This window comes from Streptomyces sp. NPDC102274, assembly GCF_044766385.1.
Lineage (GTDB): Bacteria > Actinomycetota > Actinomycetes > Streptomycetales > Streptomycetaceae > Streptomyces.
Map to the genome: position 1 here is coordinate 39,902 of NZ_JBIWLW010000006.1, position 12,799 is coordinate 52,700.

The 12,799-nt window shown below is 70.5% G+C and carries 11 protein-coding genes and 1 pseudogene; 5 read left to right on the plus strand and 7 right to left on the minus strand.

Features of this window, described 5'->3' with window-relative positions; genetic code table 11:
- The first annotated feature begins 670 nt into the window (after positions 1-670).
- Together ACIRQP_RS10500 and ACIRQP_RS10505 are read left to right on the plus strand one after the other, a co-directional pair.
- Entirely contained in the window at positions 671-1,537 is an 867-nt protein-coding gene (locus ACIRQP_RS10500; protein ID WP_403886475.1) for a helix-turn-helix domain-containing protein, read from the plus strand.
- Entirely contained in the window at positions 1,534-1,734 is a 201-nt protein-coding gene (locus ACIRQP_RS10505) for a DUF397 domain-containing protein (protein WP_403886478.1), read from the plus strand. Before ACIRQP_RS10500 ends, ACIRQP_RS10505 begins: the two co-directional genes overlap by 4 nt.
- A 104-nt stretch (positions 1,735-1,838) precedes the next feature.
- On the opposite strand, the gene ACIRQP_RS10510 is transcribed toward ACIRQP_RS10505, so the two are convergent.
- The 7 genes and pseudogenes from ACIRQP_RS10510 to rsmI all read right to left on the minus strand — a co-directional run bounded on the left by ACIRQP_RS10510 (position 1,839) and on the right by rsmI (position 8,262).
- Positions 1,839-2,195 carry a hypothetical protein gene (locus tag ACIRQP_RS10510; protein WP_403887131.1) on the minus strand — a complete coding sequence of 119 codons (357 nt, stop codon included), beginning with the start codon at positions 2,193-2,195 and terminating at the stop codon, positions 1,839-1,841.
- Between the two features lie 235 nt (positions 2,196-2,430).
- The gene (locus ACIRQP_RS10515; RefSeq protein WP_403886481.1) at positions 2,431-3,351 is read right to left on the minus strand and encodes a 4-(cytidine 5'-diphospho)-2-C-methyl-D-erythritol kinase; all 921 of its coding nucleotides are present in this window, start codon (positions 3,349-3,351) and stop codon (positions 2,431-2,433) included.
- A complete protein-coding gene (gene rsmA / locus ACIRQP_RS10520; RefSeq protein ID WP_403887134.1) occupies positions 3,348-4,190 on the minus strand; it encodes a 16S rRNA (adenine(1518)-N(6)/adenine(1519)-N(6))-dimethyltransferase RsmA in 843 nt (280 codons plus the stop codon). Before rsmA ends, ACIRQP_RS10515 begins: the two co-directional genes overlap by 4 nt.
- A 116-nt stretch (positions 4,191-4,306) precedes the next feature.
- Positions 4,307-5,474 (minus strand): annotated as a pseudogene (locus tag ACIRQP_RS10525) (ubiquitin-like domain-containing protein).
- Between the two features lie 304 nt (positions 5,475-5,778).
- A complete protein-coding gene (locus ACIRQP_RS10530) occupies positions 5,779-6,648 on the minus strand; it encodes a TatD family hydrolase (protein WP_403886484.1) in 870 nt (289 codons plus the stop codon).
- Positions 6,649-6,725: 77 nt separating this feature from the next.
- Positions 6,726-7,193: a hypothetical protein gene (locus ACIRQP_RS10535; RefSeq protein ID WP_403886487.1), complete on the minus strand. Its 468-nt coding sequence runs from the start codon at positions 7,191-7,193 to the stop codon at positions 6,726-6,728.
- Positions 7,194-7,320: 127 nt separating this feature from the next.
- Positions 7,321-8,262 (minus strand): 16S rRNA (cytidine(1402)-2'-O)-methyltransferase, encoded by a 942-nt coding sequence (gene rsmI / locus ACIRQP_RS10540; protein ID WP_403887137.1) that lies wholly within the window; start codon positions 8,260-8,262, stop codon positions 7,321-7,323.
- A gap of 62 nt (positions 8,263-8,324) precedes the next feature.
- Between rsmI and ACIRQP_RS10545 the strand changes: the two genes are divergently transcribed.
- From ACIRQP_RS10545 to ACIRQP_RS10555, 3 genes are all read left to right on the plus strand, one after another.
- A complete protein-coding gene (locus tag ACIRQP_RS10545) occupies positions 8,325-10,049 on the plus strand; it encodes a dolichyl-phosphate-mannose--protein mannosyltransferase (RefSeq protein WP_403886490.1) in 1,725 nt (574 codons plus the stop codon).
- Positions 10,050-10,228: 179 nt separating this feature from the next.
- Complete coding sequence (locus ACIRQP_RS10550) at positions 10,229-11,869, plus strand: penicillin-binding transpeptidase domain-containing protein (RefSeq protein ID WP_403886493.1); 1,641 nt, start codon at positions 10,229-10,231, stop codon at positions 11,867-11,869.
- Between the two features lie 58 nt (positions 11,870-11,927).
- The gene (locus ACIRQP_RS10555) at positions 11,928-12,779 is read left to right on the plus strand and encodes an EamA family transporter (protein ID WP_403886497.1); all 852 of its coding nucleotides are present in this window, start codon (positions 11,928-11,930) and stop codon (positions 12,777-12,779) included.
- Positions 12,780-12,799 lie beyond the last annotated feature (20 nt).

Consider the following 12,799-nt stretch of genomic DNA (forward strand, 5'->3'; position numbering starts at 1 on the left):
CGAGGGAGTCCGCAACACCCGGATCCATTCGTCCGCCACCAACGCGGCCGGACCGGACCTGCCCGAACTGCCAAATCGTGCGGCGCGTACCTGATTGTGGATCCGGCTCCTGGTGTGCTCCCAGTCGATTCGGAAGAAGCTGGGCTCCATCCATCCCGCGTAGGAGGCATGCGCGGCGCACTGCGCGACACCGGGGCTCGATCCCTTGCGGAATCCTGTCGGCGATCTCGCCGATCACCGATCCCGCGCCGGACCTCGTCGGCCCGCCGGGTCTCAGAGATCGTGCGTGCACGTACGCCACCGGCGTGTGCCCGGCCCTTTCACAGACACCTTGCAGGACAGCGAATCCTTGCGCCGAATACGACACCAGGATGACACGCATCGACCCGCCTCATATTTTCACAAGACCGGACACCCGGTGGCGGAAGGTGTCGCGGAGCGGCTCCGCCGTAAGGGCTGTGGGCATGTCGTGCCCCCAAGCTGACGCGTGGTCGTTTTTACGCCGCGTTGCGGGATAACTACGGCGCGTTCCATGAGACTAGGGTGAGATAAGAAACTTCCACAACCTGCATCTGCTGCACACGTGCACGGTTACCTCTATCGTGTGACGTGGCCCCATGGAGCCTTCAGGCGTGCAGACTTGGGTGCGAGCGGAGAGAAAGGCGACACGATGCCCGCAGGTGGTAAGCCGACTGTGCGCAGCCGACGTTTTGGCCGCAGGATGCAGCGGCACAGGGTCGGTGCGGGGTTCGACCAGTCACAGGCGGCCGAGTTCATCCACGGGTCGAGATCCAAGATCAGCCGCATGGAAGACGGAATCACCACCGCCAGACCTGCGGAAGTGCTGCTGTTGCTGGACCGGTACGCCGTCACGGACGAGACGGAGCGCGGACACCTGGTGTGGCTGGCGAAGAACTCCGGTCATCGCGGTTGGTGGCTCAACTTCCCGGAGCTGTCAGAGGGTTACCGCAACCACATCTCTCTGGAAGATGACGCGACATTCATCCGCGAGTGGCAGACGGTACTGGTCCCTGGACTTCTGCAAACAGCGGCGTACGCCGAGCAGACCTCCACGGTCGGCCCCAACCGCATCGCACCCGACGTGGTGGCCCAGTTCGTCAAGGTGCGGGAGGGGCGGCAGGCAAAGATCGAGGAGGGCGGCACCAGTTACGCGACAATCATCTGGGAGCCCATTGTGACCCTCCCGCTCGTTCCTGACGCCGTACACCGGGAGCAGTTGGAGCAACTCCTGAAAGTGGGGAAGCGGAGCAATGTCTCCATTCAGATCCTCCCCGTCTCCGCAGGAGTGAAGGCAGGTATCACCTACCCGTTCTCCTCGTTCTCCTTCGACGGTCAGCCCACTGTTGAAGCAGTCGCCATTGACAATCTACGGGGCGCGTCAGTCCTTGAGGCGGCAGACGATCTGACGGCTTACGCCCATGCGTTCGACCAACTACGATCGGAAGCACTGTCACCGGATGCGAGCGCCCGGCTCATCCGGCGTGTACTGCGGAGCAGCAAGGAAGAAGCGTCGTGACCTCTGAAGTTGTAGGCCCCTACCGGACGTCGTCTTACTCGGGTCAGAACAACAACTGCGTCGAGGTGGCCCCAACCGCCAATGGTGGCCGGGCCGTACGGGACAGCAAGGACCAGACCCGGCCCTCCCTCCACTTCAGCCCTGCCCCGTGGCAGACCTTCCTTGCGGTCGCCAAGGACGTCGCGTCCCGCGACTGAGGCCGCAGCGCCCCATGCGGACGAGGCCCCAGCATCGCCGGGGGCCTCACCCATGAACCGGCCCGCGCGTCGGACCGCGCCGAGCTCTCTCCTGCCCAGCACGGCTACAAGTCCAGCACAGCCCACAGACGTCGGCCGTCCTCCGCCGTGTCCGTGCCACAGCTCGTCGCCCCCAGCTCCGCGAGCCGTGGCAGGACCGTCTCGTCGGCGACAACTGGACCCGGCTGGTGACTCAGGACCACGACGAGAGCCTGCCCGTTCTGGTCGGACAGGTGCAGGCTCACCCGCTTTCCGCCGTCGGCCAAGGCGGTCGACACCAGCAGCGTCACCAGATCGTCGGCCGCCTTGTCGGCGCCGCGGTATCCCCAGTCGTGCAGTTGGCCGACCACGTACGTACGGGCACGTGCCACCGACCACGGCCGCGCCTCCAGCATCCAGTTCGCGCCGCGCCGGTTGGCCATCGTCACCGTCGGGCGGCCCCTCGCGGCCAGAACGCCGGACTTCGGCCTTGCGTCCGGCCCAGGCCGTGGCGGCTGAACCGGCCGCTTCGGGGGCGGCGGGGTCTTCGGCGGATAGTCCGGCTGGTGAGCCGCGTCCGGTGAACCGGGCATACGGACCTCCCTGGATGAGAGACGGGCAGGAGCCCGGCCGTCACCCATCGTAGGGCCGACGTCACACCGGGGGAACGGGCGGCCGTCAGGCAGTGACCCGCTCCACCACCGTCGCCCCCCGCGCCGGGGACGGCGCCACCCGGGTCGTGCGGCAGGTGCCCGAGGCCAGCAGGGCCTGGGCGACCTCTTCCGCCGCGTCGGGATCCTTCGTCAGGAAGGCCGTCGTCGGGCCCGAGCCCGAGACCAGGGCCGCCAGGGCGCCCGCCGTCGTGCCCGCTGTGAGGGTGTCGGCGAGGGAGGGGCGCAGACCGAGGGCCGCGGGCTGGAGGTCGTTGGACAGGGCGCCGGCCAGGGCGGTGGCGTCGCCCGTGCGGAGGGCGTCCAGGAGGGCGGGGTCGGCGGACGGGGCGGGGACGGGCGTGCCTTCCGTACGGCGGTCGAACTCGCGGAACACCGTCGGCGTGGACAGGCCGCCGTCGGCGACCGCGAACACCCAGTGGAACGAGCCGCCGACCTCCAGAGGCGTGAGCTGTTCGCCCCGCCCGGTGCCCAGCGCCGCCCCGCCGATCAGGCTGAACGGCACATCGCTGCCCAACTCGGCGCAGAGGTCGAGGAGTTCGTCCTGCGAGGAGCCCAGCGACCAGAGGGTGTCACAGGCCAGCAGCGCGCCCGCGCCGTCCGCGCTGCCGCCCGCCATGCCGCCCGCGACGGGGATGTCCTTGGCGATATGGATATGGACGCGCGGGTCGATGCCGTGACGTTCCGCCAGGGTCAGCGCCGCGCGGGCCGCGAGGTTGGTGTGGTCGAGGGGGACCTGCGCCGCGTCCGGGCCCGTGCAGGTGATCCGCAGCTCGTCGGCCGGGGTGACCGTGATCTCGTCGTACAGGCCCACGGCGAGGAAGACATTCGCCAGGTCGTGGAAGCCGTCGGGGCGGGCCGCGCCCACCGCCAGCTGTACGTTCACCTTCGCCGGCACCCGTACCCGTACCCGTTCAACCGTGCTCACGCGCCCGCCCCCTTCGACTCCGCGATCCGCGCGAACTCCTCGACTGTCAGTGCCTCGCCGCGCGCCTGCGGCGAGACGCCCGCCGCGACCAGCGCCGCCTCCGCCGCCGCGGCCGAACCCGCCCAGCCCGCCAGCGCGGCGCGCAGCGTCTTGCGGCGCTGCGCGAAGGCCGCGTCGACGACCGCGAAGACCTCGGCCCTGGAGGCCGTGGTCTTCACCGGCTCGGCCCTGCGCACCAGCGAGACCAGGCCCGAGTCCACATTGGGCGCGGGCCAGAAGACGGTACGGCCGATGGCACCGGCCCGCTTGACGTCCGCGTACCAGTTGGCCTTCACGGACGGCACCCCGTACACCTTGTTGCCCGGCGCGGCGGCCAGCCGGTCGGCGACCTCCGCCTGGACCATCACCAGCGTCCGTTCGATCGTCGGGAAGCGTTCCAGCATGTGCAGCAGGACAGGGACGGCCACGTTGTACGGGAGGTTCGCGACCAGCGCGGTCGGCGCCGGGCCCGGCAGTTCCCGGACCCGCATCGCGTCCGAGTGCACGAGCGAGAAGCGCCCGGCGCGCGCCGGCATCCTCGCCTCGATCGTCGCGGGCAGCGCGCCGGCCAGGACGTCGTCGATCTCCACGGCCGTCACCCGGTCCGCCGCCTCCAGCAGCGCCAGCGTCAGCGAGCCGAGCCCGGGGCCGATCTCCACGACGACGTCGTCCGGGCGCACCTCGGCGGTGCGGACGATCCTGCGGACGGTGTTGGCGTCGATGACGAAGTTCTGTCCGCGCTGTTTGGTCGGGCGTACGCCCAGCGCCGCGGCCAGTTCGCGGATGTCCGCCGGGCCCAGAAGGCCATCAGAGCCATCCGGTACATCCGGTACATCGGAAGTATCCGGCGCATCGGAAGTATCTGGTGCATCGAGCTCAGCGGCGTGGGGCTCAGGGGCATCGGGCTCAGTGGTGCTCACCCCGTCAGCCTACGGCCGCAGTGGGGCGAGGGACTCGCCCCCCGCTGCACGTAGAGCTTCTTCGCGCGGTACGTCTGTTCCTCGGCCGGTGCGTCCTGCGGGCGTCCGCTGCCGCCGAGGGCATGCCAGGTGCGGGTGTCGAACTGGTACAGCCCGCCGTAGTTCCCCGACGCGTCGACCGCCCCCGGCCGCCCGCCCGACTCGCAGGCGGCGAGCCCGGCCCAGTTGAGCCCGTCCGCGCCGGACACGGAGGCCGGCGCCGTCTTCGTACCCACCCTCACCCGCTGGGTGACCGCCCGGCGCACCACCTCTTCGTGGATCTTCCGCGGCTTCCTCTTGACGCCGTTGACCGTGCGCAGGGCGTACGTGACCCGGCGCGCGCCGGGCCTGCCCTGCTGGTCGACGACCTCGGTTCCCCGGAAGAGGCCGGGGTCCTGGGTCCGTACGGTGTCGTACGGGATGGGCTCGTCGCGAACCCGCTCACCGGCGGTGATCCGCATGACGGTGATCGTCGAGCCGTCGCGCGGAAAGGTGTCGGGCGGTACGGACGTGGTGTCCCGCCCGTGCAGCGCGAGACCGGCCTGCGTCAGGGCCTCGGCGACGGTCACCGCGTTGGTACGGATCGTGTGCTCGCGGCCGTCCGCCATGAAGGTGACGGTGCGCTCGGTCCGTACGTCCAGGGCCAGTCCCGAACGGGAGATCTCGGCGGAGCGCGAGACGGAGAGGAACGCGCCCTTCGCGCGCACCCCGAGCTGGCGCACGCAGCGCGCCCTCGACGGTGCGGGCCGTCGTCCACACCTGGCGCTGGTGTCCGTCGAGGGTGAGCAGGACGGGCCGCCCGTAGCGGACGACGATCTCGTCGCCGTTGGCGAGCTCCGCGCCGGGCGCCGGGGCGACGATGTCGTGCGCGCCGACCGACACGCTCTCGTGCGCGAGCAGCTCCTCCACCTCCCCGGCGAAGGTGTGCAGGGTGCGCTGCTCACCACCGTCGACGGTGAGTTTCACGGCCTTGTCGTTGACGAGGAACGCCGAGGTGTCACCGGCGAGGAAGGCGACGACGAGCGCCTGCGGGACGAGCCGGCGCAGCGCCTCGGGGGAGGCGGCGGGCCTGGGCAGGGGGACCTCGGGCAGGACGACTCGGGGCGCCGGGGCGGCTCCTGGCAGCGCAGCCTCCGGCGGGGCGGCTCCGGGCGAGGCGGGTTTACGGCGACCGAACCCGCCCCGTGCGGCACGGTGACTGCCCTGCGCGTTGCCCACGACGCTCCATGAGATCCGGTCCGGTCCGCCGCGGCCCGGATGCCCATGACCGCGGTGCCCCCGGAGACTAATGGAGGCGCCGTCACTCTCCAAAGCGACTCGACTACGCAGCGTGCCCGATGCCACTCTCCGCTCCCGGCCGGCACCGCCCGCACAGCCCGCACCGCCGGCACCACCCGCACCCCCCGGTCCACCCCCGGTCCGTTGTGCGTCAGTAACCGAACGCACGGGCCGTATTGCGGGAAATCGCCTCAGCCATGGCGTCCTCGCCGATCCCCCGCACCTCGGCCATCGCGCGCAGCGTCACCGGAATGAGGTAAGGCGCATTGGGCCGGCCTCGGTAGGGCGCCGGCGTGAGAAAGGGCGCGTCCGTCTCGACGAGAACAAGCTCCAATGGCGCTATTGTGAGCGCGTCACGCAACGGCTGAGCGTTTTTGAATGTGACATTGCCCGCAAAGGACATGTAATAGCCGGCCGCCGCACATACCGCGGCCATTTCCGCGTCACCGGAATAGCAATGGAACACCGTGCGTTCCGGAGCGCCTTCTTCCGCAAGAATACGCAGCACATCGGCGTGCGCCTCGCGATCGTGGATCATGAGCGCCTTGCCGTGGCGTTTGGCGATCTCGATATGAGCGCGGAAGGAGCGCTCCTGGGCGGCCACGCCCTCGGGGCCCGTACGGAAGTAATCGAGCCCCGTCTCGCCGACGGCCCGTACCGGCTCCAGCGCAGCCAGCCGGTCGATCTCGGCCAGCGCGTCGTCCAGCGCCGGGTCGCCGCCGCCCTCACGGGCCCCTTGCCGCGACCAGCCGTCGGGGTCGCCGTGCACGATCCGGGGCGCTTCGTTGGGGTGCAGCGCGACGGCCGCGTGGACGTTCTCGTACGCCGCCGCCGTCTCCGCGGCCCATCGCGAGCCCTTGAGGTCGCACCCCACCTGGACCACCGTCGTCACACCGACCGAGGCAGCCTTGGCGAGACCGTCCTCGACCGTGCCGTCCTGCATGTCCAGGTGGGTGTGCGCGTCCGCGACCGGCACCCGAAGGGGCTCGGGCAGCGGTGGCGGGGCTTGTTTCGAACTCATGGGCGCGATCCTACGAGGGCCGCGCCCGGGAGATCACATGCGGTGGTGCGGGTGACGTACGGGTGACTCGGGGTGGCTCACGTGCGGTGGTGGTGCTGGAAGGGGTGCAGGAGGTCGGAGAGATGCCAGTGGTGCTGCCTGGCCGCTTTTCCGGCCCCGGTCGCCCCGCCCTCCCCCGACAGAGCGGCGCCGCCGACTCCGTCGGCTCCCTCGGGTATCTCCTCGCCCGCCGGCGCCGGTATCTCCTCGGACGCCGCCGAGCGCTTGCTTTTCGCCGGGTGGTGCGGCTCCGCCATGAGCGCCCGTACCGACGAGACCTGGCCGGAACGCATGATGCGGACGATATGCCCCCCGCAGTTGACGCAGTTCGGGCTGGACAGCGGGGAAGCCACCCGCACCCCCTCGGTCTTGTAGACGACGAATTGGTGGCCCGAGCCGTCGACGTGATGCTCTATGTCGTACGCCTGCTCCCAGCCGTGCCCACAACGCATACAACAAAAGGCATATGCCTCGTGAGCGGCGGCTGTACCAGTGATCTCACTCATGCCAGCTCCTCTCCACTGACCAAGTGGACGCCTTTGACAGCGGGAGCGCATCAGCCCTGTCGATTAATGGATTGGTCTTGGCCTTCTCATGCCCAAAGGGCCCGGCACACGGTCTGCGCTTTACATTTCACGATAGTCCTTTGCCGTCCGCGGGGGACGTGCGCCCAGGGGGCGTTCCGGCGACCGTCCCGGAGACCGTTCGGGGCGCCGTTCCGGGCGCCGCGCGCGCCGCGTTCTTCGCCGCGACGACCGCGTCGAACACCTCGCGCTTGGGCAGGCCCGCCTCGGCGGCGACGGCGGCGATCGCCTCCTTGCGCCGTTCCCCCGCCTCCTCCCGCACCCGCACCCGCCGCACCAGCTCCTCTGGGTCCAGCTCGCCGGGCACCGGCTCCGGGGCGCCCTCCACGACCACGGTGATCTCTCCCCGTACGCCCTCGGCCGCCCAGGCCGCCAGCTCGCCGAGCCCGCCGCGCCGCACCTCTTCGTACGTCTTGGTCAGTTCGCGGCAGACGGCCGCCCTGCGGTCGGCGCCGAAGACCTCGGCCATCGCGGCGAGGGTGTCGTCCAGGCGGTGCGGCGCCTCGAAGTAGACAAGTGTGCGCCGCTCGGCCGCGGCCTCCCGCAGTCGGCCGAGCCGTTCGCCCGCCTTGCGGGGCAGGAAACCCTCGAAGCAGAAACGGTCCACCGGAAGGCCGGAGAGCGCCAGCGCGGTCAGCACGGCCGACGGGCCCGGCACGGCCGTGACCTTGATGTCCCGTTCGACGGCCGCCGCCACCAGCCGGTAGCCGGGGTCGGAGACGGACGGCATGCCCGCGTCCGTGACCAGCAGCACCCGGGCCCCGCCCGTCAGCGCTTCGACCAGCTCCGGCGTGCGCGCGGACTCATTGCCCTCGAAGTACGACACGACCCGGCCGCGGGTCTGCACGCCGAGCGCCTGGGTGAGCCTGCGCAGCCGCCGCGTGTCCTCCGCGGCGATCACATCGGCGGTCTCCAGCTCGGTGGAGAGCCGGGGCGGCGCGTCCGTGACATCACCGATGGGCGTCCCTGCGAGTACCAACGTTCCAATCACATCCGCCATCCTCGCAGGGCGCGACGCACCCCACGCACAGCGGCGTTCCCTACGATGGCGCGGTGACCAGTACTGCGCCAGAAGCCCTCCACGGGCACGACGCCGGCGACAAGCCGCCCTCATGGCCTCAGCGGCTGCGCCGATTCGGCCATGTGCCCCGGCGGGTGACCGGGCTGCGCGAGCGGCTGGTGCCGCCGTACACCCGGCCCTCGGAGCGGCTGTGGGCCGTGCTCGGCGTGCCTCCCCGGCTCGCGGACCGAATGATCCGCTGGTCCGCGTGGGGCGGGCCGCTGCTCGTGGCGCTGGTCGCCGGAGTGCTGCGGTTCTGGAACCTGGGCAGCCCCAAGGCGGTGATATTCGATGAGACGTACTACGCGAAGGACGCGTGGGCGCTCATCAACCAGGGGTACGAGGGCAGCTGGCCGAAGGATATCGACAAGTCGATCCTGAAGGATCCGTCCTCGGTCCCGGTGCCCACCGATCCCGGCTATGTGGTGCACCCGCCGGTGGGCAAGTGGGTCATCGGCCTCGGCGAGCACTTCTTCGGGTTCAACCCCTTCGGCTGGCGCTTCATGGTGGCCGTGCTCGGCACGCTCTCGGTGCTGATGCTGTGCCGGATCGGGCGGCGGCTGTTCCGTTCCACGTTCCTGGGGTGCCTGGCGGGCGCGCTGCTCGCGGTGGACGGCCTGCACTTCGTGATGAGCCGCACGGCCCTGCTCGACCTCGTGCTGATGTTCTTCGTGCTGGCGGCCTTCGGCTGTCTGCTGATCGACCGCGACTGGGCACGGCGGAGACTGGCGGCGGCGCTCCCGCCGGACGAGGAGGAGGGCGTCCTGCGCCCTGACCTCGCCGTCGCCGAGAATCTGCGCCTCGGCCTGCGACCCTGGCGGCTCGCGGCCGGGCTGATGCTGGGCCTGGCCTTCGCGACGAAGTGGAACGGGCTCTACATCCTGGCCGCCTTCGCGCTGATGGCGGTGCTCTGGGACGTGGGCGCGCGTCGCACGGCGGGCGCGGTGCGGCCGTACCGCGCGGTGCTGCGCCACGATGTCGTCCCCGCCTTCTTCTCGACGGTCCCGGTCGCGATCGTCACGTACGTCGCCACCTGGACCGGCTGGATCGTCAGCGACAAGGGCTACTTCAGGGACTGGGCCGAGAAGGCGGGCAAGGGCGGCAACTGGACCTGGCTGCCCGACTGGCTGCGCAGCCTCTGGCACTACGAGAACGAGGTCTACAGCTTCCACGTCAATCTGACGTCGGGCCACACCTACCAGTCGAACCCGTGGAGCTGGATCGTCCTGGGCCGTCCGGTCTCGTACTTCTACGAGGACCCGGCGGCCGGCACCGACGGCTGCCCGGCGTCCACGACCGGCAAATGCGCCCGCGAGGTGCTGGCGATCGGCACCCCGCTGCTGTGGTGGGCGGGGGCCTTCGCGCTCTGCTACGTCCTGTACCGCTGGTTCTTCCGCCGCGACTGGCGCGCGGGCGCGATCGCCTGCGCGGTGGCGGCGGGCTGGGCGCCCTGGTTCCTGTACCAGGAGCGGACGATCTTCCTCTTCTACGCGGTCGTCTTCGTCCCCTTCCTCTGTCTCGCGGTGGCGATGATGGTCGGCGCGATCGTCGGGCCCGCGGGCTCCGACGAGAGACGCAGGACGATCGGCGCGGTCGGCGCCGGGGTACTGGTCCTGCTGATCATCTGGAACTTCATCTATTTCTGGCCGCTGTACACGGGCACGGCGATCCCGCTGGACTCCTGGCGCAACAGGATGTGGCTCGACACCTGGGTCTGACCACGGCGGGCAGGACCACGGCGGGCACGGGACCCACGGTCGGGGCAAGGTCGCGCGTCAGTCCGATAACACTCACCGGCGCTCGCCCCCTGTGACGCACCAGTCCCGTAGGGTGCACATGTCGCCCCCTTGAACGCGTTCAGAAGTTCAGGGGGCTCCTGGGGAGGGGGACTGCACTCATGCGCAGTGGAGCCAAGATCGCCGTGATAGGCGGCGTGTTCGCCGTGTTCGCGGGCGGGGTCGGGTACGGCGCCTACAACGTCTACGGCGGGCTGACCGGCGGCAACGGATCATCGGGCGGCGACACCACCACGACGCGCGAGATCAGTACCGGGCCGCTGAGCGCCACCGAGATCGACAAGGCCGCGAAGGACTTCCTGACGGGGTGGGCGAAGGGGGCCGACCCGGCGGCGGTCGCCCGGCTGACCAATGACCCGACCACCGCCGCGACCGTCATCGGCGGCTTCCGCGACTCCGCCGGTGTCACCTCCGCGGTGATCACCCCGGGTCGGGCGGTCGGCGCGAAGGTCCCGTTCACCGTGAAGGCCACCGTCTCGTTCGACGGGAAGACAAAGCCCTGGTCGTACGCCTCGGAGCTGACCGTGGTGCGCGGGCTGAGCACTGGTCGTCCGCTGGTCGACTGGGCGCCCACGGTGATCCATCCGAAGCTGACGAAGGACACCCACCTCGTCACCGGCGAGGCTTCCGCGCCCCCGATCAAGGCCGTCGACCGCAACGGCACGGAGCTGACGAAGGAGAAGTACCCCTCGCTCCGGCCGGTCCTCGACGAGCTGCGCAAGCGGTACGGCGCCGACGCGGGCGGCTCGCCCGGTGTCGAGCTGGTGCTCAAGAGCGACACCGGGAGCGTGCCCGACGAGACGCTGCTCACGCTCTCCAAGGGCTCCGCCGGCCGGCTGACGACCACGCTGGACGCGAACGTCCAGGCCGCCGCCGAGAAAGCGGTGAAGAGATACAGCGAGGCGTCGGTCGCCGCCGTCAAGCCGAGTATGGGCGAGATCCTGGCGGTCGCCAACAACCGCAAGGACGGCTGGAACGCGGCGATGCTCGGCAGGCAGGCACCGGGCTCCACCATGAAGATCGTGACCGCGGCGATGCTGCTGGAGAAGGGCCTCGTGGCCGCCGACCGGGCGGCCGAGTGCCCCAAGGAAGCGATGTACCAGGGCCGTACGTTCACGAACCTGGACGGTTTCTCCATCGCGGGCGGCACGTTCACACAGAGCTTCGCCCGCTCCTGCAACACCGCCTTCATCAAGCTGATCGACGACACCAAGGACGACGCCGCGCTGAAGGCCGAGACCGAGGAGGTCTTCGGCATCGGCCTGGACAACTGGAAGACGGGTGTCGCGTCCTTCGACGGCAGCGTGCCGGCCGCGACCGGCGGCGAGGCGGCGGCACAGTACATCGGGCAGGGCACGGTCCAGATGAACGTCCTCAACATGGCGTCCATCACGGCCACCGCCAAGAACGGTTCGTTCAAGCAGCCCGTGATCGTGCCGCGTTCGCTGGACGACCGGGAACTGGCCACCGCCACGCGCTCGCTGCCGTCCGGCGTGGCACGCCAGCTGCGCGACATGATGCGGGTCACGGCCACGAGCGGTACGGCCGCGAACGCGATGTCCGGGCTGGGCGGCGACAAGGGCGCGAAGACCGGTTCCGCGGAGGTCGACGGCCAGGCCAGCTCCAACAGCTGGTTCACGGGCTACCAGAACGATCTCGCCGCCGCGGCGGTCGTCCAGGCGGGCGGCCACGGCGGCGACGCGGCGGGCCCGGTGGTGGCGTCGGTGCTGGCCGCGGGGTGACAGCGGGGCGAAAGTCGTACGCCGCCGGCACGCCGGAGGACGTCCGCGAGCACACGGCGTGACGCCGCTCGTCGCCGTCGCGGTCCTCATCGCCGCGCTCACCCACGCCAGTTGGAACGCCCTCGCGCACATGATCAATGACCAGCTGGTCGCCTTCACCCTGATCGGCGGGGGCGCGGCGGTGATCGGCGCCGCGCTCGCCTGCTTCACACCCCTGCCGCACGCGGCGGCCTGGCCGTATCTGATCGTCTCCGCGCTGCTGCACATCGGCTACCAGGTGCTGCTGATGCGCTCGTTCAGCCTGGGCGACTTCGGCCAGATGTACCCGATCGCGCGCGGTACGGCGCCGCTCGTGGTGACCGTACTGGCCGCCGTCTTCGTCGGGGAGTCACTGGACGCCTGGCAGGCGGCGGGCGTCGCCGTCGCCTCGGCGGGGCTGGTCGGTCTCGCGCTCTGGGGCATCAGGGGCTCGGGGAGCACACCCCACTGGCCGGCGCTGCTCGCCGCGGTCGCGACGGGGCTGTCGATCGCCGCGTACACGGTGGTGGACGGTGTGGGGGTACGCGAATCGGGCTCGCCGCTCGCCTATATCGCCTGGCTGATGATCCTGGAGGGCCTCACGATCCCGGCGTACGCCCTGTACGCGCGCGGGGGCCGGCTCCTCGCCCAGCTGCGGCCCCACGCGGCGCGGGGGCTGCTCGGCGCGGTCCTCTCCACGCTGGCGTACGGCCTGGTCCTGTGGGCCCAGACCCACGCCCCGCTCGCCCCGGTAGCCGCGCTCAGGGAGTCGTCGATCATCGCCGGCGCCGCCATAGGGGCGGTCTTCTTCAAGGAACGCTTCGGTACGCCGCGCATCGCGGCGGCGGGTCTGATGGTGGTGGGTATCGGGCTGATGCTGCACACCAGTTGATACGCGCGGGTGCCCTTTCC

Coding starts and splice junctions, on each gene's coding strand:
- ACIRQP_RS10550 (WP_403886493.1), top strand. CDS start 10,229: ATGCGCAGTGGAGCCAAGATCGCCGTGATAGGCGGCGTGTTCGCCGTG.
- ACIRQP_RS10500 (WP_403886475.1), top strand. CDS start 671: ATGCCCGCAGGTGGTAAGCCGACTGTGCGCAGCCGACGTTTTGGCCGC.
- ACIRQP_RS10535 (WP_403886487.1), bottom strand. CDS start 7,193: ATGAGTGAGATCACTGGTACAGCCGCCGCTCACGAGGCATATGCCTTT.
- ACIRQP_RS10510 (WP_403887131.1), bottom strand. CDS start 2,195: ATGGCCAACCGGCGCGGCGCGAACTGGATGCTGGAGGCGCGGCCGTGG.
- ACIRQP_RS10530 (WP_403886484.1), bottom strand. CDS start 6,648: ATGAGTTCGAAACAAGCCCCGCCACCGCTGCCCGAGCCCCTTCGGGTG.